The organism is Prosthecochloris marina, assembly GCF_003182595.1.
In the GTDB taxonomy this organism is placed as follows: domain Bacteria; phylum Bacteroidota; class Chlorobiia; order Chlorobiales; family Chlorobiaceae; genus Prosthecochloris; species Prosthecochloris marina.
Genome location: NZ_PDNZ01000002.1, coordinates 171,586 through 195,471, shown reverse-complemented (window position 1 = coordinate 195,471; position 23,886 = coordinate 171,586). Strand labels below are relative to the sequence as shown.

Here is a 23,886-nt window from a genome sequence, read left to right as displayed (position 1 = left end):
TCGTCTTTTCAGACATGAGAAAGTTCCTGTGCCTTAGTAAACGAAATCAAAGCCGAGAAGAAAGCTCCTGCCGGGAGCGCGGAACCATTCGGCTTCTTCGTACTGTTCGTTCGTGATGTTTCTGCAGAGAAGTGAGATGCCAATGTTATCAGTGGCCTGGTACTTGGCGCCAGCATTGAAAACGATAAAGCCACCAGGATAGTTTTCGCCTTCAGGATTCGGATAGGTGCTGACAGCTTTGTACTCGCTTACATAACGCCCGTTGGTATTCAGTGCCAGACGATTCGTGGGTTTCCAGGTGGCGCTCAGAGATGCGGTGTGTTCCGGACGGTACTGGAGCCAGTCGGGATCCGGATTCTGGCTGCCCGCAAGTGATGCTTCGCGGTCTGTTTTGTCCTTTGCGTTCATGTACGCATACCCCAGGCTGAAGTTCACGGCATCGCTCGGGCGTACGTTCAGGCTTGTCTCGATGCCCCAGATGCGAGCCTTTGCCAGGTTTTCGTACATAAAGACTATTGGAAAACCTGAAGGAGTGGTTTCATTGATGTTTCTCGATTCAATCAGATCTTCGTATTCGTTAAGGTAAGCTGCAACGTCAAGCGATACCCTGTCGCCGAAATTCTTGAAAAAGCCGATTTCATACCCGGTCATACTCTCTTTGTCGAGAGCAGGGTTAGGGTTACCGACAAACAGGCCTGCGTCGCGGACCAGGCGCTCTGAAAGAGTTGGTGCCCGGAAGCTCTTGCCTGCAGATGCACGGAGAGAGAGGTCGTCGGTAGCCTTGTAGTTCAGCGCGATCCTTGGGCTTATGGCGTCAACGGACTGATTTTCTATTTCAGCTGTGACAGTTGGTGCCAGCCATGGAGTGGTTGGAGTAACCGAATAATCCTTATAAGTAACTTCGTCCGCATCTATGCCACTCCAGTCATAGCGCAGGGATAGCAGTGCTGTCAGGCGGTCGGTCATCTTGAATTCGTCCTGGATAAAGAGCGCGAAGTTCTTTTCCTGTACACTTCCAAGTTCACCGGGGACTGGTAAGTCCTCCCTATACTGCGTTGATGCGAGGTCGACCAGGTTTCCGTCCAAACCGAACAGCAAGCGGTGTTTGCTGCTGGCCCGCCAGTCGAGTTTGAGGCCGGCCCCGTAGCGGTCGGTCTTGTTTTCGTTGAATTCTCCGGGCTCTCTGTCATAGATGTAGAATGGCCCGAATGGGGGGAAGTGCTGTGTTGTGTCTGTAGGGTTATAGTCGATCCTGTATTCGTTGCGGGTGTAGTAAACGCGCGCATCAAGGCTCAGGTCATCGCTGAGCAAATTGACGTAGTTGAGTCCTGCAAGAGCATTTTTCCTGCTGACGATATCGTCCGTGTATACGTCATCGACAAGATCGTAGGCCCGTTCAGGGTGAGGAATAAATGTGCCGCCAGGTCCAAGATCGTATGGCCAGGTACTCACATACCCGGCTTCCGTTTCATTATAAAACGAAGTGAGTTGCAGGTATTGTCTGGAGTCGATATCGTAACGGACCTTCAGCTTGACGTCGTTGAGCTGGGTTTGCGCGTTATCACGGTACCCGTCGTCTTCGCTGTGGGTATAGAGCAGATTGTAGTTCAGTTTGTCGGTTTTGTTGCCGATGCCGACGTAGCTGTTCCAGAGCCAGGGAGTGTTGTCCTTGTAGTATTCGCTCTTGTCGCTGTCTGGCGGATTGTCATAGAAACCGACGCTTGCACCAGCCTTAACCTCGAACTTTTCGGGTAAACTGCCGTATACGTTGACAACGCCGCCCATGGCAGCTGAACCGTAAAGTGTCGATGCGGCACCTTTGACGACTTCAACCTTGTCTGCGGCATTCATGTTGACGTTAGTCCATACAATGCCTCCGGTCTCAGGTGTGTTGATAGGAAAGCCGTCGTAAAAAGCGTTGACACGGGTGCCTATACCACCTCCCTGGAAAGTGTTCGATCCACGGATCTGCACAGTAGCGGCACTGTAGCCTGACGAGCGTGTGACATTGACTCCAGGTACGGTTTCGATGACCTGATCGAGCGAAGGACTTGGTTCTTCCCTGATTTCTTCGGTTGTCACGACAGAGGTGGTTACCGGAACATCGAGCCTGTCTTGTTCGTAGAGTGCAGCACCGACAATAATCTCCGAGGCCATAACGGTTGTCTGTTCGAGCTGCGGATTGATGGTTGTTGTTTCGCCGGCATTAACCGTAACCATCTTGAAAAATGGGGCGTAACCTATGGCATTGACTTTAAGTCTGTAGGTTCCTGCAGGGATGTTTTGAATCGTGTAATTGCCCTCGATGTCGGATGCCGAGCCGAGGGTTGTGTTTTCGAGCATGGCTGAAGCGCCGATTACCGCTTCGCTGTCTGTTTTGTCCGTGATTGTGCCCTTAAGTGATCCGGGGCCTGCCGCTTTTGCTGGCAGGGGTAAGAGTAGAAGGGTTAGTAGAAAAATGGTGAGGAGCAAACGTACAGGGGGCAATGCTTGGTAATACTTGTTTTCCATGAACGTTTTGTTGTTAGGTATGTTACTAAAAATCCTGCAAGATGTTCTTGCAGGAGGAATAGGTGTTGCCAACCGATAGCCGCGAGATGTTCAATGCTATCATGTAATGAAAATAAAAAAAGGTCTGAAAAATCAGCATGCATACTGACAATTGATTCGTCTGGAAAAATGTTTCTGATGCTGATACCATGTCGAATGAATGGTAAGGCCCGATTTGAGTTTGGAGCGATAATAACGAAACAGGCCCCTTTTTTGAGGGGGCCTGTTAGAGGAAGCAAGATATGGTTACGATGATTCTCAATAGACGAAATCAAGACCGAGAATGAAACTTCTGCTAGGAGAGCGGAACCACTCGGCTTCGGAATACAGCTTGTTTGTGATGTTTTTACAGAGCAACGAACTAGTAAGGTTGTCCGTAAGCTTGTACTTCAGGCCGGCATCGACAACGATGAAATCGCCTGGATAGCCGTAACCGTCTGGTCGTGTATAGAAATTAACGGCTTTATATTCACTCACATATCTCCCCGTTGTGTTAAGGGTGAGCCTCTCTGTTGCTTTCCAGGTTACACTTGCCGAAGCGGTATGCTCTGGACGCATTGGTAACCATTCAGGGTCAGGGTTCCGATCGATGGAAGCACCGGTGGCTTCGTAATCGACAATCTTTGCATTCATGTAACTGTAACCGAGATCTAGGCTCAGATACTCTACCGGTTTTATGTTCAGGCTGGTCTCGATACCCCAGATCCTTGCCTTCCTGAAGTTTTCGAATTCATAATATGGGCCGGCAGCTCCTTCCTTGAAAACTGATTCGATCAGGTTGTCGTAATTGTTGATGTATGCCGCGATATCGAACGAGACACGGTCGGAGAAAACCTTGTACATGCCGATTTCATAGGCGGTCATGGTTTCCTTGTCAAGCGCAGGGTTGGGATTGCCCATAAACAATCCTGCATCACGAACGAAGCGTTCGGAAAGCGTGGGTGCGCGGAAACTCCTTCCCCAGGATGCTCGGAAGCTCATATCGTCGGTTGCCTTGTAATTCAGGGCGATACGAGGGCTGAGTGCGTCAACGGATGGATTTTCGATTTCGACTGTCGTTGGGAGTTTTTCCAATGTTGAATAGTCGATGAAGTTGACGTCGTCTGCGTCAATACCACTCCAGTCGTAGCGGAGAGAGAAAAGGGCTGTCAGACGGTCGGTCATTTTGAACTCATCCTGCAGGAATACAGCAAAGTTTTTTTCCTGTATCTCGTTGAGGTCGTCATCGTTCAGAGAGTGTGCTGATGGTATTTCAGCCGTGTATTGTGTCGATTGAACGTCAACGATATTGCCATCAACACCGAACAAAAGTCGGTGACGGTCACTTGCTCTGTAATCAAGCTTGATGCCGGCCCCGTAACGGTGTGCTCTATCATCATTGAATTCACCGGGTAATCTGTCTTTTGTTCGGAATGTAACAGATGGATCGGGAAAAAATGATAATTCAGCAGGTCCAGGATAGACCTGGGTCGCATCGGTATTGTTATAGTTGATGCGACTCGAGTTGTAAGTATAATAAAGCCTGGTGTCAAGACTGAAATCGTCACTGAGAAGGTTTACGTAATTCAAGCCAACCAGCGCATTTTTCCTTTCGATGGTGTCATCAACGAACAGGGATTTATCGAAGGTTTCGTCAAACGGTAGGGACGTATAGGGGGGAAATGGCAATGTATACGTGCCAAAAACTCTTCTTGACGATGTATCGAAGCCAGTTTCAGGAAACGGTGTATACATGAAGTCTCCGCCGAACGGGTCCATTTCAAACGACCATGTCGTCGGGTATCCGCCTTCAGTCTGGTTGTAATATGATGATAGCTGTATGTACTGTTTTGAATCGATATCGTAGCGTGCTTTGAGCTTGACATCGTTTAGCAGGGTTTGGGAGGTTTCCTTGTATCCGTCGTCGTCTGCGTGTGTATAGAGCAAGCTATAGTTGAGGTCCCCTCTCTTGTCGCCGATGCCGACATACGTGTTCCAGAACCAGGGTGTGTTGTCATCAAAATACGTGCTTTTGTCGCTGTCTGACGGATTATCGTAAAAACCGCCGCTTGCACCAGCCTTTACCTCGAATTTATCAGGCAGGGCGCCGAAAACATTAATAACGCCTCCCATGGCTCCAGAGCCGTAAAGCGTGGCTGCAGCGCCTTTGAGAACCTCGACTTTTTCAGCCGCGTTCATGTTCACGTTTGTCCATACAACTTCACCTGTTGTCGGTGTGTTGATCGGAAAGCCATCATAGAGGCCCTGTACGCGAGTGCCGATGGCTCCACCCTGAAACGTGTTCGAGCCGCGAATCTGTATCGTTGACGTGCCGTAACCCCCTGCGCGGTTCACTACGACACCGGGAACATCGGCCACAACCTCGTCGAGTGTGGGATTGGGTTCTTCCTTGATCTGTTCGCTGGTTACGACCGATGCCGTGACCGGAACTTCAAGCCTGTCCTGTTCATAAAGCGCGGCACCGACAACGATTTCTGACGCCATGACTGTTGTTTGCCCGAGTTGCGGGTCGAGGGTTGTTGCTTGGCCGGGTGCGATAGTGACCGTCTGTGAAAACGGTGTATAACCTATTGCATTGACCTTGAGTTTGTATGTTCCTGCAGGAATGCCCTGAATTGCATAGTTTCCTTCAATGTCGGATGCCGAGCCGAGGGTTGTGTTTTCAAGCATGGCTGAGGCACCGATTATCGCTTCACCATCGGTTTTATCCGTGATTTTTCCGCTCAATGAGCCGGGAGGATCTGCTGCCTTTGCAGGAAAAGACGAGAGCTGGAGTACGAGTATAAGAAGGAAGAGAAAAAAACGGAAGAGGGGGAGCGCCTGGTAGTGCTTTGTTTCCATGACGTTCTTTTGTTAGGAGTGTTACTGAAACTTCCTGCACTGCTGGGCAGGAAAGTGTTGTAGGCTATCTCCATTGATTTTTTTTCTTTGTGTTTTCTTTGTGCTCTGATTGCTTCGTTGAACTGTGCCCGAAATCATCATGTCAGCCAATGAAATCAGGACTTTTGACAATAAATGGATGGAGATGGCCTTGTGCTGCTAACTCAAAATCTATCAGAATTTTAAAGAAAGTGCAAAAAATGCCGTATTATTTTTTGCGGTGCTCAAGATCCATGTCGTGATGCATTTTGATGTATGCGAAATAGCAATCGCTCGACCGAGGTAGAAGAAATGCTTGCCGAATGCTTTTGAGGATACATTGTTTCCGCTTTGCCACATCCGAAGAATTGACGGTCAAGGGAGAATTTCAGAAGTGGCAACGGAGGACGTGTTTTTACAGAACAGCGTCAGATGACTTCGAGCTCTTTGCCTATGGTGCTGAACTCGGTAATAACCTTGTCAAGGTGTTCTTTTTCATGGGTTGCCATGAAACTTGTTCTCAACGCTTCATGACCGGGCATGACACCAGGGCGGATAAACGCATTGACATAAACTCCCGCATCAAAAAGCCTTTTCCAGAATACCATGGTTTTCATCTGGTCACCGATGATAACGGATACGATAGCTGTACGGGACGGCATCAGCCTGAAACCTTCGGCTGCGAGACCCTGACGGATATAGTCGGTGTTGACAATCAACCGCTCAATCAATTCCGGCTCGCTTTTAAGTATTTCAAGCGACGTGAGTACGGCAGCGACGCTTGCCGGTGTCGGTGACGCGCTGAAAATCAGGGACGATGCATTGTGCTTGATGAAGTTGATAACGTCTCGTTCGCCAACGACATAGCCGCCAAGCGAACCGAATGTTTTGGAAAAAGTACCCATCATGAGGTCGACCTGATCAACGAGGTTGAACTCCGAGGGGGTCCCTCGTCCGTCTCGTCCGATAACACCTACAGCATGTGCATCATCGAGCAGTAATCTGGCTCCGTATTCTTTGGCAAGTTCGACCAGTCTTGGCAGTTCGACAATTTCCCCGGATACGGAGAATACTCCGTCTGCAACGATCAGTTTGCCGGCATCTTCGGGAATTGTCTGCAATACCCTTTCAAGGTCTTCAATGGAATTGTGTGAATACCTTACAAACTTTGCGGACTGTCCGACAGCCATGATCGAGGCTGCTACAAGGCTGGCATGGTTGTCCTTGTCGCAAATGACATACTCGCCGCGTTGGACCAGTGTCGGAATGACTCCCTGCCCTGTCTGGTAACCGGTGCTGAAAAGCAGGCAACGTTCTTTCTCAAAGAACTCGGCGAGTTTTTCTTCCAGCTCGATGTGCAGGTTGACCGTGCCGGTCATATAGCGGGAGCCCGAACAACTGGTGCCGTATTTCCTGATGGCGTTTATCGATGCTTCCTTTACTCTTTCATCTGCAGTGAGGCCCAGATAGTTGTTTGAGCCCGCCATGATGAGCTTTCTGCCGGCAAATGAAACAACCGGGCCTTCGGTTTCTTCGATAGGGTGAAAAAAAGGGTATATGCCTAATGATTTTATTTCATCGGCGAGAGTAAAATCGTAGCACTTCTTGAAAAGGTCTTTACGTGTCTTCACAGGACTGAATATTTACTTCAGTATGACGGCTCTCTTGATGAGCCGGAAAATTTTCTTTTTTTTGAGTGTAGCGAGGATATCAGGGATTCTCAAAACGAATATGAAATCTTCGCACCACAAGTTAAAAGATGAATGTATTAAAAATTTTGCTTTTTTTTTGAAGCAGTATCTTCTTTTTTGAGACAAGAGCATCTTCGGGGAAGCCCGAAAAGGCGAAAGTTCCGGGGTAATTATACTCTTCTTTCATCAAACACTATACAGACTTCATGGGGCTGAATATTCTGATTACCGGCGCTACAGGGTTTATTGGAGCGGTTCTTGTCGATTACCTGAAAAACAGAAATGATAACGTCAGTGTGCTGTTGAGACCGGAAAGCGATCCTGTCAAAGCTGCTTCGTTACGAGTGAATGTCCGAAAGGGTCGTTATGACGATCCGGCTTCGCTCCGTGAAGCTGTGCAGGACATGGATATTATTATTCATCTTGCCGGTGTGACAAAGTCGATACATGAAAAAGGCTTCTATGATGGTAATGTTCTGCCGGTAAAGGCTCTTCTGGAAGCGGTCAAAGAAGCGAATCCCGGCCTGCACCGCTTTTTGCTGGTCTCTTCACTCGCGGCAGCAGGTCCGGCGGACAATCCTGAGCCGGGAATAAGAGAAAAAGATGTGCCGAAACCGGTTAGTGCTTACGGGAAGAGCAAGCTCGAGGCGGAAAAAGTTTGTCGTTCCTATAAAGATATCCTGCCAGTAACCATTGTCAGACCACCGGCGGTATACGGTCCGGGCGACAAGGATGTGCTGCAGTTTTTGCTTCTGCTTAAAAAGGGGGTGGTGTTTGCTGCCGGTGATATCGGCGTGCAGCGCTTAAGCCTTGTGCATGTGAACGATCTTGTTCGCGGTATTGTCATGGCTGCCGAATCTCCTGCAGGGGCTGGGGAGTCCTATTTTATCACATCGCAGCAAGGGTATTCATGGGATGAATTATCTGTTGCTGCAGCCAAGGAACTGGAAATAAAGAAGTTTCGGAAGATTTCGTTGCCGAAGCTGTTGATGAAATTTTTCGGTTATATAGCAGGTTCGGTAAGCACGATCACCGGGCGACCGGGTTTTTTGAATTCGGACAAGGTAAACGAAATGGTGCAGGATTATTGGGTTTGCTCGCCTGAAAAAGCCGAAAGCCGGCTCGGGTTTACGGCATCGGTGTCTCTGGAAGAGGGGATGCGCAGTACTATCGCATGGTACAAGGAGCAAGGGTGGATATGAATTAAAGGCAAAAGGGAGAGAGAGACAAAGAGGTTGTTTCAGGAAGGTAGTGAATTCTTTATTTTCAGTCATCCTCGGGCTCGACCCGGGGATCCATCTTTTACTGATAGTCACTATGGATGCCGCATCGAGTGCGGCATGACTTTTTCTTGTGATTGAGGAATGGAATTGATAACCATGAATTTTCACTGTTGAGACAGCTTTGCCTTCTTCCTTTTACCTTTTGCCGTCCCCTCTGTGACCTTTTACTTTTGACTTAAAAGCTGCTGCATCAAACGGAGGAGGAGATACTTTTCGTCCGGGTAAGCTTCGAGCCCTTTCAGCGCGGCATCGGTCTGCTGTAATGCTTGTATCGCACGTTCAGTATCGCTTAGAGAGAATCTTGTTGCGTATTGCAGGAAATTTTTTGCGAAGTATTCCTGCTTGCCGAACATGCCAAGCATTTTCGCCGTCTCGGACAGCGGCAGATTTCGGGATCCGGGTGAATGGAGTTTCCATATCCTGATGTAGAATGTTGTAAGGTAGCGCACGATGCTCATAAGTCCTTCTTTCTGCCCTTCTCTTTCCATGATCATCAGGGAAATTCCGCTACACAGTCTCAGGTTTTTGGCTGCAAGGGCTTTTTCGAGTTCGAAAACATTGTACTGCTTTGATATACCTACGCATTCATAGACATCGGAACTTGTGATGCGTTTTTCGTCGCTCCGCGAGGAGGCATACATGATGAGCTTCTCGGTTTCCCTGGCTATTTCACGCGCGGCAGGATGTATGTAGGTGCTGAACGCTTTGAGAGCTTCAGGATCGAATTCCCAGCCCTGCTGAGCGGCTCGTTCGGTAGCGAAAATATCGGGATTTTTAATCAGAGGAAAGTCATGCCGGAACGGCAGTAAATCCTTGAAAGGAGCTTTCTGTATCTCTTTCTTGTCGATTTGGTCCGCATCGAGGACGAGTATCGTCGCGTCGACCGGATTTTGGGTATAACGGATAAACTGTTCGAGGTGCTGTTTCTGTTTGTTTTGTGCTCCCTGTTTTTTGTACTTCCCGAACTGCTTGACGATCATCAGCTTCCGGGAGGTGAACATGGGAAACTCGGACGCTCTGGATACGATTTCACCCAGGGTAAGATCCTGGCCGTAAAGAACAGTGGTGTTCAAGGCTGCTTCTTCTTCAGATGGAAACGCTTTTTTTTTGATCAGATCCGTCAGTTCTTCTTTGAGAAAGCTTTCAGGGCCGTGGAAAAAGTAAACCGGGGAGGTATTACCCGATGTAATTTCTTTCTGAAGTTTTTTCATTACCGGTACCGGTCGTTTTTTCGTGCAGTGAAAAACAAGGTCAGGCTAAGGTCTATGAACAGACCCCATAGATCTCCTCATAAGAACCTATGGGGGTAATCGCAGAGTGTCTTGATTTCATCGAGTGCTTGCCGCTTGTCTTTCGTTATGTGTCATTGATCGCAAAATGTTCAAAACGGCAGATCATCCTTTTCCGTTTCGGATAAACCTCCGCCTTGGTCAGGGGTATCATCTCTGAAGCTGTTTTTCTGTGCAGTGGGCTGCTGGAACGACGGGTTGCTGTCGTAACCCTGTCCGCCCTGATCTCTTCCTGATCCGAGCATTTGCATGTCGGAACAGATGATCTCCGTTGTGTATTTTTTTTCTCCGGTTTTGTTGTCATCCCAGCTTCTGGTCTGTAGTCTGCCTTCAACGTAAACCTGTCGGCCTTTTTTCAGGTACTGGTTGCAAATTTCAGCCAGTTTTCCCCAGGCAACAATGCGGTGCCATTCGGTTCTTTCCTGCATGTTGCCATTGTTGTCTCTGAAACTTTCGTTGGTTGCGACGGTAAAATTAACAACAGATTGCCCCGAGGCGGTTACCCGCATTTCAGGGTCGTTGCCGAGGTGCCCTATGAGCATTGCTTTATTGAGTCCACGTGCCATAATCGGTATAGGTATCTTAAGTGTTGGGAAAATAACATGCTGTCCGCTTTCGCTTTTCTCCCGGCAGGACAGGAGTGGTTGCATCAAGTTACATGTCAGGGAAGATTGTTTTGCATTTGTGTAAGTATAACAATCAGGTTCAGAGGTCAGAACAGAAGCCTTTCGGCTTCGATGACCGGGCCTTCCTGGCATAGCAATATCGTAGATGTTTCATTGTCGAAAATGTTTTTGAGTTCTACCGTGCATCCATAGCAAATTCCTATACCGCAGCCCATGATTGATTCGAGAGATGCTTCGCAAGGGAGTGCATGGTCTTGGCAGAATGCAGCGAGTGCTTTCAACATAGGGTTTGGGCCGCAGGAAAAAACTTTAATGGGGCCGGAGCCGGAAAACGAAGCATATTTCTGGCGAAGAAGATCGATAGCCGTGCCCCTATATCCATGAGACCCGTCCATCGTTGCTATATGATAGTTGGTTAGCCCCCTTTTCTGGATGTCTCGACCCGATTGTCCGCCGATAATATGATGGACTTTTTTCCCTCTTGTAAGAAGAACTTTTTCAAGAAACCTCATCGGTGCGGTTCCGATGCCTCCGGATACCAAAAGGGCTGTATCATAATCGGGGGTATCGATAGTGAAAGAATTTCCCAATGGCCCCAGCACCTGCAGCGTTGATCCGGCCGGTGTGCGGCTGAGAAGGTTTGTTCCGCAGCCGACGGATTTTGCCATGATTTCAACCCTGTCCTCCTCGATATTGTGAATGGAAAAAGGCCTTCTCAGGAGCGGCTCGTTTTGCGGATTGATTTTAATGTTGACGAAGTTACCTGGTTTTGCATGCATTGCTATTTCCGGACACCGGAAAGCAATGAGTGAAACATCTGGTCCTATGCATTCGTTGGAAACAATGGTGACTGTATTGTCTGTAATGGCTGAATTTGCGTGCATATTCGTACTCTCGAAACCGTGTTAGAAAAGGGCTGCCAGGCCGTTTTATGGGTAAAAGAAGGAGTAAACAGAAAAATGCCAGAGCTAGTCAAATGAGCGAGGTATTATACACAACATTCGGTAGAATGTATTATTTTTTTCACCTTTTGTAGAATGATGGAATAGTTATATCTTAGTATCCTCTGATTGTCCAATAAATTCCAATGCTTGGTTCATGCGTATCTTAACATTTACGGGTAAAGGCGGAGTCGGAAAAACAAGCGTTTCTGCTGCAACTGCTGTGCGTTTGTCGGAATCTGGTTACCGGACACTGGTACTGTCTACAGATCCGGCTCACAGTCTTTCGGACTCTTTTAATATAGCTTTAGGGCCTGAACCTACCAAGATAAAGGAAAACCTGCATGCAATCGAGGTAAACCCGTATGTTGATCTCAAGCAGAATTGGCAGGCTGTTCAGAAATATTACACTCGAGTATTTGCGGCGCAAGGGGTCTCTGGCGTTGTTGCTGACGAAATGACGATTCTTCCTGGCATGGAGGAGCTTTTTTCCCTTTTGAGAATCAAGCGTTACAAGGCTGCCGGTTTATACGATGCACTTGTTCTGGATACGGCGCCTACAGGCGAAACATTGCGTCTTCTTTCACTGCCTGATACTCTTTCCTGGGGAATGAAGGCTGTGAAGAATGTTAATAAATATATTATGAAGCCGCTCAGCAAGCCTCTTTCCAAGATGTCGGATAAGATTGCCTACTATATTCCGCCTGAGGACGCAATAGAATCAGTGGATCAGGTTTTTGATGAGCTTGAAGATATCCGGGAGATTCTTACCAACAATGATAATTCGACGGTCCGGCTTGTCATGAATGCTGAAAGAATGTCCATCAAAGAGACTATGCGTGCCTTGACATATTTGAACTTGTATGGCTTCAATGTGGATATGGTGTTGGTCAACAAGTTGCTTGATGCACAGGAAGACAGCGGTTATCTCGAAAAGTGGAAAGGCATTCAACAGAAATATCTGGGAGAAATTGAAGGAGGGTTCAACCCCTTGCCGGTTAAGAAACTCAAGATGTACGACCAGGAAATTGTTGGACTCAAGGCTCTTGAAACTTTTGCGAAAGATATATATGGCGACTCTGATCCTGCCCAGCTTATGTTCAACGAGCCTCCTATCAAATTTGAACGGCACGGTGATATTTATGAGGTTCAGTTGAAGCTTATGTTTGCTAATCCCGTAGATATTGATGTATGGGTTACGGGTGATGAGCTTTTTGTTCAGATCGGGAACCAGAGAAAAATTATTACGCTGCCGATAAGTCTTACAGGGCTTGATCCTGGCGATGCTGTTTTCAAGAACAAGTGGCTGCATATTCCTTTTGACCTCAACACTCAGGGGCAGCATCACAGGGAAAAAGAGTTTAATAAAGTCTGATCGTTGCTTTATACGGCGATGGTTGGCTGGTACTGGTTTTTTTTTACATTTTCTTGGCTTAATATCAACAACTAATAAACGGTGAGACCGGACCGGTCCCCTGAGGAGAGTAATATTATGGGTGAATCGTATCAAAATCTTCGTAAAGATTTTAAAAATCTCGAATTGCCGGATCGTATGACATTTCTTGCAGAAGGAACTTTGCTGACCGGACAGAGTGCGATCGTCGGCGGGCTTGAGCTTCTCGGTAATGTTGTTGAAACGGTGACTGGAACTGTTGGATCACTGGTGGATGCAACCGGAATTGGGCGAGTACTTGGCAGTACAAGTGGTGTTGTTGGGGATACCATTGACAGGGTGGCCATTACGGTAAAAGATGTTTCCAAAACAGCAGGTGATCTGTATTCTGATGCAGTGAAAAATGTTGAAAATGTTACTGAAAACGCTGCAACAGCAGTAGGTGATGCCGGAATGTCTGCATCCGAAACTGTTAAAGGTGTTAAAAACTCTATAAGTGGTAGAAAGTAAGCACACACGGCTCCACTACCCGGTAACCGTGATTTTGTTTGTGTTTTTTTCTATTTTAACGTAAATTGGTTCAAAGTTTCTATTTCCGTTTACTTGGTAAATTTCCAATAATTAAATTCCAAAAGGAGGAATTATGAGTGGAGGAGGCGTATTTACCGATATCCTAGCCGCAGCCGGTCGTATTTTTGAAGTGATGGTTGAAGGGCACTGGGAAACTGTCGGTATGTTGTTTGATTCTTTGGGTAAAGGTACCATGAGAATCAATCGTAATGCTTATGGTAATCTGGGCGGTGGCGGTGCAAGCCTTCGCGGTTCTTCGCCTGAAGTTTCCGGTTTTGCTGTGCCAACCAAAGCGATTGAGTCCAAATTCGCCAAGTAAGCATACAACAAACATGCAAGCTTAGAGGGCAGTGATAGCGTTGTGCTAACCACTGCCTTTTTTGTTTGAATCTGTATTTGCGGTGACAAGGCTTCGTTAATTGAGCGTCTGCTGTACAGTCATTTTATTGTTGTTCCACGATAATTAACCTCTTTTTTGAGTCAGCCTGCTTGCCGCATCTTAAGTCTGTTTCTACTGCTTGGAGTTTATCTGCATTTTGCTCTCTCGATGAAAGACAGTGCCCGGAAGCAATTCGGGTCGTTTGGGATGGGAGCCGTTGTATGCCGTATTCGTATTATTATATAATTTCCATTTGTTTTCATATTTTAAACATTTGAAATAGTGAAAAGGACAGGACTTTAGATGACTTCTATTTTTACGTATGTATCGGGGCATACAGAATTGGGCGATGTCACTGAATTTTTTCAAAAGAAACTGTTAAATCCCGGAGAACGTCCAATAGCATTTTTTGATGGGGTCTTTTATGAATCACATCAAGAAAGAGTAGGGAATATTGCCTTTCAGGACTACCTGATATATTCCGACAAGGCCGTGTATCTCTGGGCAAGGGGGGCGAACAAGGATTATCTCGATAGATTTACCTTGGGGGCGGTATCGATAAACTGCAGGAACAAAGACAACGATTTCGCCACCCTCAATCTTAGAATTAGAAGAGAGGGAAAAGAGCCTGTCTATGTGATATTCGACATGGTTGAAAGAGCGGAATCGGAAAAGATTATCGCCCTGCATACGATTATCGAATCCACTATCGAAAGTTCCCTTGGCAACAATTTCAGAGAAGAGCTTCCTGATGAGATAGCCGAAAAGATACTTACGTCGGCAGTGAATATCTGTCCTCCGGCTCCTCTTGCGTTTTCGCCACCGGCAGATCAAGTACAAGGGTCGGAAAAAAACAGTCAAATAGGTTACGGCCAGGACTTGCTTGAACAGTATAAAGCCTCGATCGGGTATACCCCGGAGGGACGAACTGCTCCATCGGCTGAAGGGATGCCATCCGCCGGACGGCCGTCCGGCGGGTCGAGAGGGTCGATGCCTCCAGGTATTCCGAAGGAGCTTGAAGGTATGCTGCCGACAGATCCTGAAGCGTTGAAGAGAATTGCCGGTAATTTGAAGGAGACCATCGGTGAGGCTCCGTTCAAGTTGCGAGATCAAGTGATGAAGGATCTTCAGCATGTTCCTAATGATGTTGCCACGATGCTTTCTGCAATCAATGAATTGATATCCAATATCGCCGATAATCCGAAAGCAGAGAAATTTGTCATGAATGCTATCCAAACGGCTGTCAAAAATGATGGTATTCTTGGCTCTGTCGGAAAAATGCTTAAAATGACCACCAGTTTTGGACCTATGGGTAAAAAAGGTTCAGCACAGCATTCTTCCGGTCATTCGGCAAGCGGTACTGCTCGTTCTGAAGAGCCAGGCGAGGGTCTCCCGGTTCCGGATGAAACAAGTGAACCGATTCGCCGCAAGAAAGTAAAAATACAAGCTGATAGTGAGATGGCCGGGGATTCCAATGCGTCACTTGATCAGGTATTGCATGATATGGAGACCGGTTTGCCCTCTGATTTTTCTGATTCGAGTGAAAATAAGCCGGAGGAGAGCATTCAGCGGAAAAAAGTTACAGTAGCGACGAATGAACAGGAGGCCACGGTTGATACAGATGCATCTCACAAGGCAGGTGCTCCTTCGACAGATGGTCAAGGAGAAAAGACGGTTCGGTCCAGGAAGATAAAAGTCAAAACAGAGGAAAGAGATGTTTCACCATCGGTTGAAGAGCAACTGAAGGAAGCGTTAAAAACTGTTGGTGAACTTGGAGACGTACCAGCTTCAGGTATTTTGGATGTCGGAGAAGAAGCAGATGCGAAGCGGAGAAAAATTTCTGTTCAGAGTGAGTCGGTTACGGATAATGAGTGTGAGAAGAGCCAGTCGAAAGTATACAGAACAATGGAATCAGAGCATGATAAGGATTGTACAGAGCCCGATGCACTATGTGCTACGCAAAAAAAGCCTACTGCAAATTCAAAGTCTCAAGGGCCTCTTAACAAATCTAAATAATCAAGATTTCATCCACACAACAGTTTTTCAGTACAAAACATGAGAATTATTCTTTATCTGGGTAAAGGCGGCGTTGGAAAAACGACAGTGTCAGCAGCTACTGCAACGGCAATTGCGCGTAGTGGTCAGAAAGTACTTATTATGAGTACCGATGTCGCCCACAGCCTTGCTGATGCACTTGGTGTCGAGCTTTCTCCCAAGCCCGTTGAAGTGGAGCAAAACCTCTTTGCAATGGAGGTCAATGTGCTTGAAGAGATACGTTCGAACTGGACCGAACTCTATTCCTACTTTTCTTCGATTTTGATGAACGACGGTGCAAATGAGGTTGTTGCCGAAGAGCTGGCCATTGTTCCTGGTATGGAGGAAATGATCAGTCTGCGATATATCTGGAAAGCTGCCAAGTCAGGTAACTACGATGCAGTCGTTGTCGATGCTGCACCGACCGGTGAAACCATGCGGCTGCTCGGGATGCCGGAATCCTACGGTTGGTATTCCGAAAAAATCGGTGGTTGGCATTCGAAGGCCATCGGTTTTGCGGCCCCATTGCTCAACCGGTTCATGCCCAAGAAAAATATTTTCAAGCTTATGCCGGAAGTCAATGAGCATATGAAAGAATTGCATGGTATGCTTCAGGATACAAGCATTACTACCTTCAGGGTCGTTGTCAACCCGGAAAACATGGTTATCAAGGAAGCGCTTCGTGTGCAGACTTATCTCAGCCTTTTCGGGTATAAACTTGATGCCGTTGTTGTCAATAAGATTCTTCCCAAAAATTCATCGGATGACTACCTATCGAGTCTTATCGCTCTGCAGCAGAAGTACTTGAAGGTTATTGACGATTGCTTTTATCCAATTCCTATATTCAAGGCATCGCAGGTCGCTCGTGAGGTTATCAAAACAGAGCAGCTGTATGCATTGAGTCAGGAGATTTTCAACGGGCATAACCCTTCGGAGGTGTTGTATAAGAACGACAAAACCCAGTTGCTTGAAAAAATCGATGGTAAGTATGTCCTGCGGTTGCATATGCCCAATGTTGAGATCACAAAGCTCAACGTCAATATCAAGGGAGATGAACTGCTTGTTGATATCAACAATTTCAGGAAAAGCATTGTGTTGCCGAATATCCTTGTCGGCAGGAAAACAGAGGGGGCTGATTTCGAGGAAGGGCACCTTAACATTACCTTTGCAAATTAACATTTCTTCCTGAGTGGGGGATAGGCTTGGCAAAGGCTCCGTTTTCGGAGCCTTTGTTGTTTCCCGAACCGAAGCTACCGTGTGCTGCCATGATGCTTCTGAAGCATATGGCCGCAAGGTTCGATGGTCGAATTGTCAGGGCATGCTTCGAGCAGTTCTGCCATTGTTTTTCCAAATACAGGATGTAGAGGGTTGTCGATATCGAGCAAAGGAAGGAGAACGAACTTTCTGTTGGAGATTTCGGGGTGAGGAATAGTGAGTGTTTCACGGTCGTATGCGGCATCGTCGTATAGCAATATGTCAAGATCGATTATTCGAGGTCCCCATTTCAGATGTTCGGCAGGTCGTCCCATGTGCGACTCTATTTTTTTGCAGAAAAAGAGAAGTGCATGGGGAGAGAGTGTTGTAAGCAGTTGAAAAACAGCATTGTAGAACCATTCCTGCTCAATTGAACCAAATGGTTCCGAATGGTAAATCCTGGATATTTTTCCAATCGATGTTTGGGGGAGTTCCTCAAGCATGTCGAGGGCACGTTGAAGATTTGCTGCACGATCTCCGATGTTGGACCCTACACCGATAAAGGCAGTGTGTTTTTCCTGGATTTGCTCCATGATATCGGTCAGGATTTTTTGGCAGTGTAAGCTGCTTCGGCGTAGTCGCAGACTCCTCCGATCGGTGGATTGCGTTTCCTGACTTTTATGGTGACACGGTCCAAAAGCGGGAAGTCATCCAAAAATCCCATTGCTATGGTGTAGGCCACGGCTTCGATAAGAAAAAATTTTTTTTGTGTCAGTACACTTTTGATCTTTTCGTAAACTATCCGGTAGTCTATTGTGCTGGTTATATCATCGCGTTGAGCAGCTTGACTGAAATTAAAATACATCTCGGCATCCACCTCATATTTTGAACCAACGAAATGTTCTTCCTTGTATACTCCATGATGGGCATAAAAAGTCAGATTAACGAGTTTAACACATGTAGCCGAGGAATCATTTTTCATAGCGTGTAAATTTTTTAAATAATGTTACGTATTAAGAAAATGCCGGCAAAACAATACTTTCAACAGGATGAGGTTACCGGGAATGTACCTCTTTGGTACCGGTATACGATTGTAAATGTCGGGCTATATCTGCCGTCTTGACCAGCAAAACAATATGATGAAAGAAAGGGACTTTAACGATTTTTTCGATCTGTGCAAATCGAGGGCCATCATGCAGGCACTTGAAGAAGATCGATATGACGGTGATGTGACAACACTGGCAACCATCGAGCCAGGGCTGATCGGGCATGGTGTCATCAGAGCCAAAGCTCCGGGGGTTGTTGCCGGGATAGCTGTTGCAGAGCAAGTGTTCCGAAGCATCGATCCGCAAGTAAACATCAGACGGGTTGTCGGTGACGGTGCAAAACTTGTTGAAGGTGACCTTGTTCTTGAAGTTGAAGGAACGGTTGCCTCACTGCTTGTTGCGGAAAGAACGGCACTTAACTTTATGCAGCGAATGTCCGGAATTGCAACACGAACCCGTTTGTTCGTTGAAAAGATTTTGCATACGGATGCTAAAATTCTCGATACCAGAAAAACAGCTCCAGGGTTGCGGTATTTTGACAAGGAAGCTGTGAAGATAGGAGGAGGACAGAATCATCGATTCGGACTGTTTGATCTTGTGCTTATCAAAGATAACCATATCGACGCTGCAGGTGGGGTTGTTCAGGCTATAGAGCGTGCCAAGCGTTACCTTTCGACAAATGGAACAGCCATGGAAATAGAGGCCGAGGTACGGTCGACTGCTGAGTTGCAAGAGGCTATCGGGGCTGAGCCTGATATTATCCTGCTCGATAATTTTTCGCTTGATGAGCTTTTTACGGCGGTTTCATTCGCTAGAAAGCAGGCGCCTTCGATCCAGCTTGAGGCTTCCGGCAATGTTGGGTTGCATAATGTGGTTCAAATTGCAGAAACGGGTGTCGATTATATCTCGGTAGGTGAGTTAACCCACAGTGTTACGGCTCTGGATTTGTCGATGGCCGTCCGGTTTACGTGATACTGAAGCGGATGCAGGAAGGATTTTAAAACGTTATAGGCCCTATATGATTATACGTTGCATATAGGACCCATTGATGATAATTGCTTATTCGTCGTGCTGTGGGAGCGGCTTACTTTCACCGTTTATGGTCACCGAAGACTTGATGATTCCATAAATCTTGTCTTTAAGAATAGTGTCGGTGATATAGTCTCTGAACTCGGTTGACAGATAGGTGTTTACTAAGTCGTCTGTCTTGAGTTCGGGGTTTTTCTGTGCTTCTTTTTCTGCATAAGCCTTTATATCGTCATCGGTAACCTCGAGCTTGTTCAGCTCGGCAATTTTCTGACTGATCAACATCCAGCGGGCATGTTTTTCTGCATTCGGACGGATCGATACCCGAAACTCGCTTTCATCCATGCTCGGAGGAAGGTTGCCTCCCATCTGTCGTTTAGCATTTTCAAGCAACATGTTTTCGAATGAGTCCACCATCGCTGACGGGGTTGGAACGGGATTTTCTTCAATGAACTTTGTCGAGATAGACTCAAGAAGATCCTGCTCGGATTTGTTGCTGAAGTGTTCTTCGAGCTGACCTCTGACATCTTCACGAAAATCATCGGTCGACTCGAATTTTTGCTTAGTGATTTCTTTGACCAATTCATCGTTCAGTTCAGGGAGCTCCAACCGCTTTACCTCTTTTATCGCGACTTCGTACCGGTATGCTTCTTCACCTTCTTTCTCGGGTTTGATATCGACGCTTACCGTTTCACCTGCTTTTTTTCCGAGCAGTGCAATATGGAACGGGTTGTCATCAGGAAGATATTCCAGGTTGAAATGATAGTTTTCGGTTTTCTGGTCTTCCAAAACATTTCCCGAGGCATCCATTTTTTCCAGGTCGGCAATAATAGTGTCTTTTGCTTCACAAGGCCCTTCAACCGGAACAAGAGTTCCGTGCCCTTTGAGTATAAGGTTTATCTCTCTTTCGACATCTTCATCACTGACGGTATATATGTCCTGGACAAACGAGTAGCTGCTGTAATCCTTGACTTCAAAATCGGGATGAATCTGGTAGGAAAGGGTGATGATAAGCTTGTCTTTGTCGAATGAATAATCCTGAAGTTCAGCCCGGCTTGCCGGCCTGATATTTTCAGCTTCGGATATTTCGACAAAGTACTTGGAGGCAAGTTTTTCAGTCACTGATGCTTCAATGGCCGGCCCCATAACTTTTTTTATCATGGCTACAGGAACATGACCTTTCCTGAACCCTTTGATTTCAATGTTCTTTCTTGCTTTGTCTATTTCATGATCTATTTCGGGAGTGAATTCCTCAGCTGAAAGTATTATTTCAAGCTTCTGTTCGGTGTCGCTGACGTTAGTGATATTTTTTTGCAATGCGGTATTCTCTGAAAGTTTATACAAAAACAAAAGGCACCTCAAAGAACAGGTAATTCTTAGAGGTCCCTATAAATGTTATGAATATACGATTAATTCCTGACTTTTCATCTATCGCCCACTTCCCGTTACCAATCATCTGTCGGCTTATCCTGCATCCGACTCATAGATCAGAGTTGAGGCATCGGTGTCCATTTGCAAATATTCGGCAGCTTGCCCCAGATCTTCACTGGTGACTTTCTCTATTCCCGCGAGTTTTTCTTCAAGTTCGATGGTGTTGCCAAAGTAAAAAATATCTCTTGCCGCTTTTGACATTTTATGCGTCATTTTTTCCATTTCCATGACAAGCTCACCTCTGAGCTTGTTTTTTGCTGCTGAAAGTTCTTTTCCGGACACCTCTGAAAGAGTTTCGGCTTTCAATATTCCTTGTATGATTCTCAGCGTCTGACCGGTATTTTCTGGATCGGTACCGGCATAGATGTTCAACAATGTTGTATCCTCGAAAAAAGTGAGCGAGGAGAAAGCATTGTATGCAAGCGCATTTTTTTCTCTCAGTTCGAGATTGAGCATGGAGCTCATACCTCCGCTGAGTATGGTGTTGAGCAGGAGAAGGCCGTAGAAAAAGCGGTCGTTGCGCGGTACGGCTCTGCCATGGAGTACGTGGGTTTGAAAGAGTGGTTTTTTCTGGCGGGTGAAAAAAGTGTTGTAATCTTTTTCACTGAAGGTTCTGACGCATGAAAGAGGTTGCCTGCTGGTATACATACCGGAGAAACTTTTTTCGGAATGCAGCATAACCTCATCATGAGGCATATTGCCAACGACAGTGATGAGCATGTTTTTCGCAGTATAATGTCGGCGCATGAACGCTCGCAGTGCCTCTGTCGTTATGTTTGCGACTGATTGTTCCGTACCGAGAATCGATGGACCCAGGGAGTGTTTGGGAAATGCGAGGTCGTCAAACTGATCGAAAATGAGTTCTTCCGGTGAGTCGTTAATACCGTGAATCTCTTCGATAACCACCTCTTTTTCCTTTTCGATTTCGTCTTCGGGAAAAACAGGGTTACAGACGAGGTCGGCTAAAAGATCAAAGGCAAGTGCACCGTGTTCTTTAAGACAGCGGATGTAAAGGCAGGTATTTTCCTTTGTCGTATAGGCGTCGATATATCCTCCAACCTGTTCGATGCATCGGGCAATGGTTATGTAATCTCTTGAATGTGTGCCTTTAAATACAGCATGTTCGAGGAAATGGGCCAGTCCACTCATGCTTGCAGGATCTTCCCGTGACCCTGCATTGGTCCATATACCCACTGCTATACTGTTTACATAAGGGACATGGTTGCTCGAGACATGTAAGCCGTTGGAAAGGCGGTTTTCGACGAACGGACCGTTTGATAGTAGTTGTGTGTTATCGCGCATCTGCATGAGTCTTATTGTCATGTTCCAGGTTGTTCGTCGGTGTCTTTCCAGTGAGGGGGCCCGATGGATTTGTTATCACTATAAAACAATATAAAACGGTTCCATGTTGCTTGATTTGAATGCAATGTAATTTTTCTTCTTATTTTTAAGAACAGAAACTATTTGGATGTGAATAAGTTGTAATAACTGGGATATTGGATACGGAGAAACGTATTGTATTGGTTACCGGTGCAACGGGCTATATCGGGTCGCAGGTGGTATATGCTCTGCAGAAGCTCTGTGGCGATACGTTGCATATCAGAGCTTTGGTGAGGCCGAGTTCGGATATTTCCGTTCTGTCGGGTCTGCCTGTAGAAATTGTACGGGGAGATATATTGAATCCAGTGTCACTGCACGAACCGTTTCTCTCTGCAGAAGCGGTGTTTCACTGTGCAGGGCTTGTGGCTTATTCAAAAAACTACCGCCGTGAACTTCATGATACCAATGTTACCGGGACTGCCAATGTGGTCAATGCCTGCCTGCAGAAAGGCGTGAATCGCCTTGTATTGACCAGCTCCGTTGCCGCATTGGGAGTGAAGGATGGTGGTGAACCGGCCGATGAAGAGACAGCGTTCAGTGATTGGCAGCATCGGATTGCTTACATGAAGTCGAAGCGCCTTGCGGAGATGGAGGGAGAGCGTGGCATTGCAGAGGGGCTGGATGTCGTCATGGTAAACCCCGGGGTTGTCATAGGCCGAAGCGAAGGTTTTCCTGCTTTTACCAACAGCGCTTCGAAAGCTTTGAAGCGTATTTATCAGGGCAGGATCCCGCTATATCCTTCCGGTGGTATCAGTCTCGTTGATATTTGGGATGTAGCCCGGGCTCATCTCGAGGTTTGGAGCAAAGGAAAAAGAGGCGAACGGTATATCATTGTATCTGAAAACCGGTCATACGGAGAGCTGTTCGCCATGATCCGTGAGCTGCCCGGAAGCAATATGAGATTCGCTGTTTCTGCTGTTGAGTCTCTCTATGGAATTGTTGGGGGGGGAGGTGAGCTGTTTGCCCTGTTGACGGGGAGAAGGCCTTACATCAGTTTCGAAAGTATGCAGCTTGCCAGGCGAAAGCTGTATTATTCGAACAGAAAGTCTGTCGGTAAGCTCGGGATGTCATACCGTCCGGTAAGAGATATAGTGCAATCAATTGTCGGTTGAAATTTTTTGAAAGCGAAGATTATACCAATGGAAGCAAAAAAAACAGTACAGGCAAAAAAAGAGACGGATCCGGCAAAACTCAAGCAGTTGAGTATTGCCATGGAGACGCTTGAAAAGCAGTTTGGTAAAGGTGCTATTATGCGTCTGGGCGACAAGGGGGCCGTAATGCCTGTACAGGTGGTTTCCACCGGCTCGATCGCTCTGGATTTTGCACTGGGAGTCGGTGGATTTCCCAGGGGAAGGGTTACGGAAATATATGGACCGGAATCCTCCGGAAAAACCACGCTTGCACTTCATGCGATTGCGGAAGCCCAGAAAAACGGTGGTATTGCCGCTATTGTCGATGCTGAACACGCTTTTGACCAGACCTATGCGAAAAAGCTCGGGGTTGATATCAGCGCTCTTTTGATCAGTCAGCCGGAATCAGGTGAGCAAGCTCTTTCAATTGTTGAAACGCTGGTGCGAAGCGGTGCGGTCGATATCGTGGTTGTTGATTCCGTTGCGGCGCTTGTTCCACAGGCGGAGCTCGAGGGAGAAATGGGAGATAGTGTTATGGGATTGCAGGCCCGTTTGATGAGCCAGGCATTGAGAAAGCTGACGGGCGCTATCTCGAAGTCCAGCTCGGTCGTTATTTTTATCAACCAGCTTCGTGACAAGATAGGGGTGGTGTATGGCAACCCCGAGACCACGACTGGTGGAAAAGCACTCAAGTTTTATTCATCGGTTCGTCTCGAAATACGCAAAACTGCACAGATCAAGGACGGTGCGGAAATTATCGGTAACCGTACCAAGGTAAAAGTGGTCAAAAACAAAGTTGCCCCACCTTTTAAAACGGTCGAATTTGATATTCTGTACGGAGAGGGGATATCCATGTTAGGAGAGTTGATAGATCTGGCTGTTGAATTCGGTATCGTTAAAAAGTCAGGAGCCTGGTTCAGTTATGAGTCGGAAAAGCTTGGCCAGGGCAGGGAAGCCGTAAAAAGAGCTTTGCGCGAGGATGCCGATCTGACCGGGAAAATCCAGCAGCAGGTAAGAGAGATTATGCAGCCTTTCACCGGAACAGGAAATGGTGAAGCTTAACT

19 protein-coding genes are annotated in these 23,886 nt (G+C 46.8%); 9 read left to right on the top strand and 10 right to left on the bottom strand.

All coding sequences use genetic code 11. The features are described 5' to 3' along the window. Positions 1-33: 33 nt before the first annotated feature. From CR164_RS03020 to CR164_RS03010, 3 genes are all read right to left on the bottom strand, one after another. On the bottom strand, positions 34-2,511 hold the full coding sequence (locus CR164_RS03020) for a TonB-dependent receptor (RefSeq protein ID WP_110022447.1): 2,478 nt from the start codon (positions 2,509-2,511) through the stop codon (positions 34-36). A 297-nt stretch (positions 2,512-2,808) separates the two neighbouring features. Beyond that, entirely contained in the window at positions 2,809-5,391 is a 2,583-nt protein-coding gene (locus CR164_RS03015; RefSeq protein ID WP_110022446.1) for a TonB-dependent receptor, read from the bottom strand. A 446-nt stretch (positions 5,392-5,837) separates the two neighbouring features. Next, on the bottom strand, positions 5,838-7,040 hold the full coding sequence (locus CR164_RS03010; RefSeq protein ID WP_110022445.1) for an aminotransferase class I/II-fold pyridoxal phosphate-dependent enzyme: 1,203 nt from the start codon (positions 7,038-7,040) through the stop codon (positions 5,838-5,840). Between the two features lie 266 nt (positions 7,041-7,306). Between CR164_RS03010 and CR164_RS03005 the strand changes: the two genes are divergently transcribed. Further along, the gene (locus tag CR164_RS03005) at positions 7,307-8,302 is read left to right on the top strand and encodes an NAD-dependent epimerase/dehydratase family protein (protein ID WP_110022444.1); all 996 of its coding nucleotides are present in this window, start codon (positions 7,307-7,309) and stop codon (positions 8,300-8,302) included. A gap of 245 nt (positions 8,303-8,547) precedes the next feature. On the opposite strand, the gene holA is transcribed toward CR164_RS03005, so the two are convergent. The 3 genes from holA to CR164_RS02990 form a co-directional block, all read right to left on the bottom strand. After that, complete coding sequence (holA, locus tag CR164_RS03000; RefSeq protein ID WP_110022443.1) at positions 8,548-9,594, bottom strand: DNA polymerase III subunit delta; 1,047 nt, start codon at positions 9,592-9,594, stop codon at positions 8,548-8,550. Positions 9,595-9,764: 170 nt separating this feature from the next. After that, complete coding sequence (locus CR164_RS02995; RefSeq protein ID WP_110022681.1) at positions 9,765-10,238, bottom strand: single-stranded DNA-binding protein; 474 nt, start codon at positions 10,236-10,238, stop codon at positions 9,765-9,767. Positions 10,239-10,384: 146 nt separating this feature from the next. Continuing rightward, positions 10,385-11,182 (bottom strand): dihydroorotate dehydrogenase electron transfer subunit, encoded by a 798-nt coding sequence (locus CR164_RS02990; RefSeq protein WP_110022442.1) that lies wholly within the window; start codon positions 11,180-11,182, stop codon positions 10,385-10,387. Positions 11,183-11,396: 214 nt separating this feature from the next. Here CR164_RS02990 and CR164_RS02985 point away from each other — a divergent pair, with 214 nt between their 5' ends. The 5 genes from CR164_RS02985 (at position 11,397) to CR164_RS02965 (ending at position 16,791) form a co-directional block, all read left to right on the top strand. Continuing rightward, positions 11,397-12,614: a TRC40/GET3/ArsA family transport-energizing ATPase gene (locus tag CR164_RS02985; protein ID WP_110022441.1), complete on the top strand. Its 1,218-nt coding sequence runs from the start codon at positions 11,397-11,399 to the stop codon at positions 12,612-12,614. A 117-nt stretch (positions 12,615-12,731) separates the two neighbouring features. Then, positions 12,732-13,142, top strand: coding sequence for a chlorosome protein C (locus tag CR164_RS02980; RefSeq protein ID WP_110022440.1), 411 nt, complete (start codon positions 12,732-12,734; stop codon positions 13,140-13,142). A gap of 133 nt (positions 13,143-13,275) precedes the next feature. After that, the gene (locus CR164_RS02975; protein ID WP_110022439.1) at positions 13,276-13,521 is read left to right on the top strand and encodes a bacteriochlorophyll c-binding family protein; all 246 of its coding nucleotides are present in this window, start codon (positions 13,276-13,278) and stop codon (positions 13,519-13,521) included. A 363-nt stretch (positions 13,522-13,884) separates the two neighbouring features. Continuing rightward, complete coding sequence (locus CR164_RS02970) at positions 13,885-15,597, top strand: hypothetical protein (protein WP_110022438.1); 1,713 nt, start codon at positions 13,885-13,887, stop codon at positions 15,595-15,597. A 39-nt stretch (positions 15,598-15,636) separates the two neighbouring features. Then, the gene (locus tag CR164_RS02965; protein WP_110022437.1) at positions 15,637-16,791 is read left to right on the top strand and encodes an ArsA family ATPase; all 1,155 of its coding nucleotides are present in this window, start codon (positions 15,637-15,639) and stop codon (positions 16,789-16,791) included. Between the two features lie 74 nt (positions 16,792-16,865). On the opposite strand, the gene folK is transcribed toward CR164_RS02965, so the two are convergent. Both folK and folB read right to left on the bottom strand, forming a co-directional pair. After that, on the bottom strand, positions 16,866-17,402 hold the full coding sequence (gene folK, locus CR164_RS02960; RefSeq protein ID WP_110022436.1) for a 2-amino-4-hydroxy-6-hydroxymethyldihydropteridine diphosphokinase: 537 nt from the start codon (positions 17,400-17,402) through the stop codon (positions 16,866-16,868). An 8-nt stretch (positions 17,403-17,410) separates the two neighbouring features. Beyond that, the gene (gene folB, locus CR164_RS02955) at positions 17,411-17,791 is read right to left on the bottom strand and encodes a dihydroneopterin aldolase (RefSeq protein WP_110022435.1); all 381 of its coding nucleotides are present in this window, start codon (positions 17,789-17,791) and stop codon (positions 17,411-17,413) included. Between the two features lie 157 nt (positions 17,792-17,948). Here folB and nadC point away from each other — a divergent pair, with 157 nt between their 5' ends. Then, a complete protein-coding gene (gene nadC, locus CR164_RS02950; protein ID WP_110022680.1) occupies positions 17,949-18,827 on the top strand; it encodes a carboxylating nicotinate-nucleotide diphosphorylase in 879 nt (292 codons plus the stop codon). 87 nt (positions 18,828-18,914) lie between these two features. Here the strand turns inward: nadC and tig are convergent, their stop codons facing one another. Both tig and CR164_RS02940 read right to left on the bottom strand, forming a co-directional pair. Beyond that, positions 18,915-20,198: a trigger factor gene (tig, locus tag CR164_RS02945; protein ID WP_110022679.1), complete on the bottom strand. Its 1,284-nt coding sequence runs from the start codon at positions 20,196-20,198 to the stop codon at positions 18,915-18,917. A gap of 147 nt (positions 20,199-20,345) precedes the next feature. Further along, positions 20,346-21,635 (bottom strand): M16 family metallopeptidase, encoded by a 1,290-nt coding sequence (locus CR164_RS02940; protein WP_239994447.1) that lies wholly within the window; start codon positions 21,633-21,635, stop codon positions 20,346-20,348. A gap of 173 nt (positions 21,636-21,808) precedes the next feature. Between CR164_RS02940 and CR164_RS02935 the strand changes: the two genes are divergently transcribed. Together CR164_RS02935 and recA are read left to right on the top strand one after the other, a co-directional pair. Continuing rightward, positions 21,809-22,804, top strand: coding sequence for an NAD-dependent epimerase/dehydratase family protein (locus CR164_RS02935; protein ID WP_110022434.1), 996 nt, complete (start codon positions 21,809-21,811; stop codon positions 22,802-22,804). A gap of 27 nt (positions 22,805-22,831) precedes the next feature. Next, on the top strand, positions 22,832-23,884 hold the full coding sequence (gene recA / locus CR164_RS02930; protein ID WP_110022433.1) for a recombinase RecA: 1,053 nt from the start codon (positions 22,832-22,834) through the stop codon (positions 23,882-23,884). The last annotated feature ends 2 nt before the right edge of the window (positions 23,885-23,886 follow it).

Bases quoted from the DNA above. Each gene is read 5' to 3' on its own strand.
- CR164_RS02970 (WP_110022438.1), top strand. From the start codon at position 13,885: ATGACTTCTATTTTTACGTATGTATCGGGGCATACAGAATTGGGCGAT.
- CR164_RS02990 (WP_110022442.1), bottom strand. From the start codon at position 11,182: ATGCACGCAAATTCAGCCATTACAGACAATACAGTCACCATTGTTTCC.
- CR164_RS03015 (WP_110022446.1), bottom strand. From the start codon at position 5,391: ATGGAAACAAAGCACTACCAGGCGCTCCCCCTCTTCCGTTTTTTTCTC.
- CR164_RS03020 (WP_110022447.1), bottom strand. From the start codon at position 2,511: ATGGAAAACAAGTATTACCAAGCATTGCCCCCTGTACGTTTGCTCCTC.
- recA (WP_110022433.1), top strand. From the start codon at position 22,832: ATGGAAGCAAAAAAAACAGTACAGGCAAAAAAAGAGACGGATCCGGCA.
- CR164_RS02980 (WP_110022440.1), top strand. From the start codon at position 12,732: ATGGGTGAATCGTATCAAAATCTTCGTAAAGATTTTAAAAATCTCGAA.
- holA (WP_110022443.1), bottom strand. From the start codon at position 9,594: ATGAAAAAACTTCAGAAAGAAATTACATCGGGTAATACCTCCCCGGTT.
- CR164_RS02985 (WP_110022441.1), top strand. From the start codon at position 11,397: ATGCGTATCTTAACATTTACGGGTAAAGGCGGAGTCGGAAAAACAAGC.
- folK (WP_110022436.1), bottom strand. From the start codon at position 17,402: ATGGAGCAAATCCAGGAAAAACACACTGCCTTTATCGGTGTAGGGTCC.
- folB (WP_110022435.1), bottom strand. From the start codon at position 17,791: ATGAAAAATGATTCCTCGGCTACATGTGTTAAACTCGTTAATCTGACT.
- CR164_RS02940 (WP_239994447.1), bottom strand. From the start codon at position 21,635: ATGACAATAAGACTCATGCAGATGCGCGATAACACACAACTACTATCA.
- nadC (WP_110022680.1), top strand. From the start codon at position 17,949: ATGAAAGAAAGGGACTTTAACGATTTTTTCGATCTGTGCAAATCGAGG.
- CR164_RS02995 (WP_110022681.1), bottom strand. From the start codon at position 10,238: ATGGCACGTGGACTCAATAAAGCAATGCTCATAGGGCACCTCGGCAAC.
- CR164_RS02965 (WP_110022437.1), top strand. From the start codon at position 15,637: ATGAGAATTATTCTTTATCTGGGTAAAGGCGGCGTTGGAAAAACGACA.
- CR164_RS02975 (WP_110022439.1), top strand. From the start codon at position 13,276: ATGAGTGGAGGAGGCGTATTTACCGATATCCTAGCCGCAGCCGGTCGT.
- CR164_RS03005 (WP_110022444.1), top strand. From the start codon at position 7,307: ATGGGGCTGAATATTCTGATTACCGGCGCTACAGGGTTTATTGGAGCG.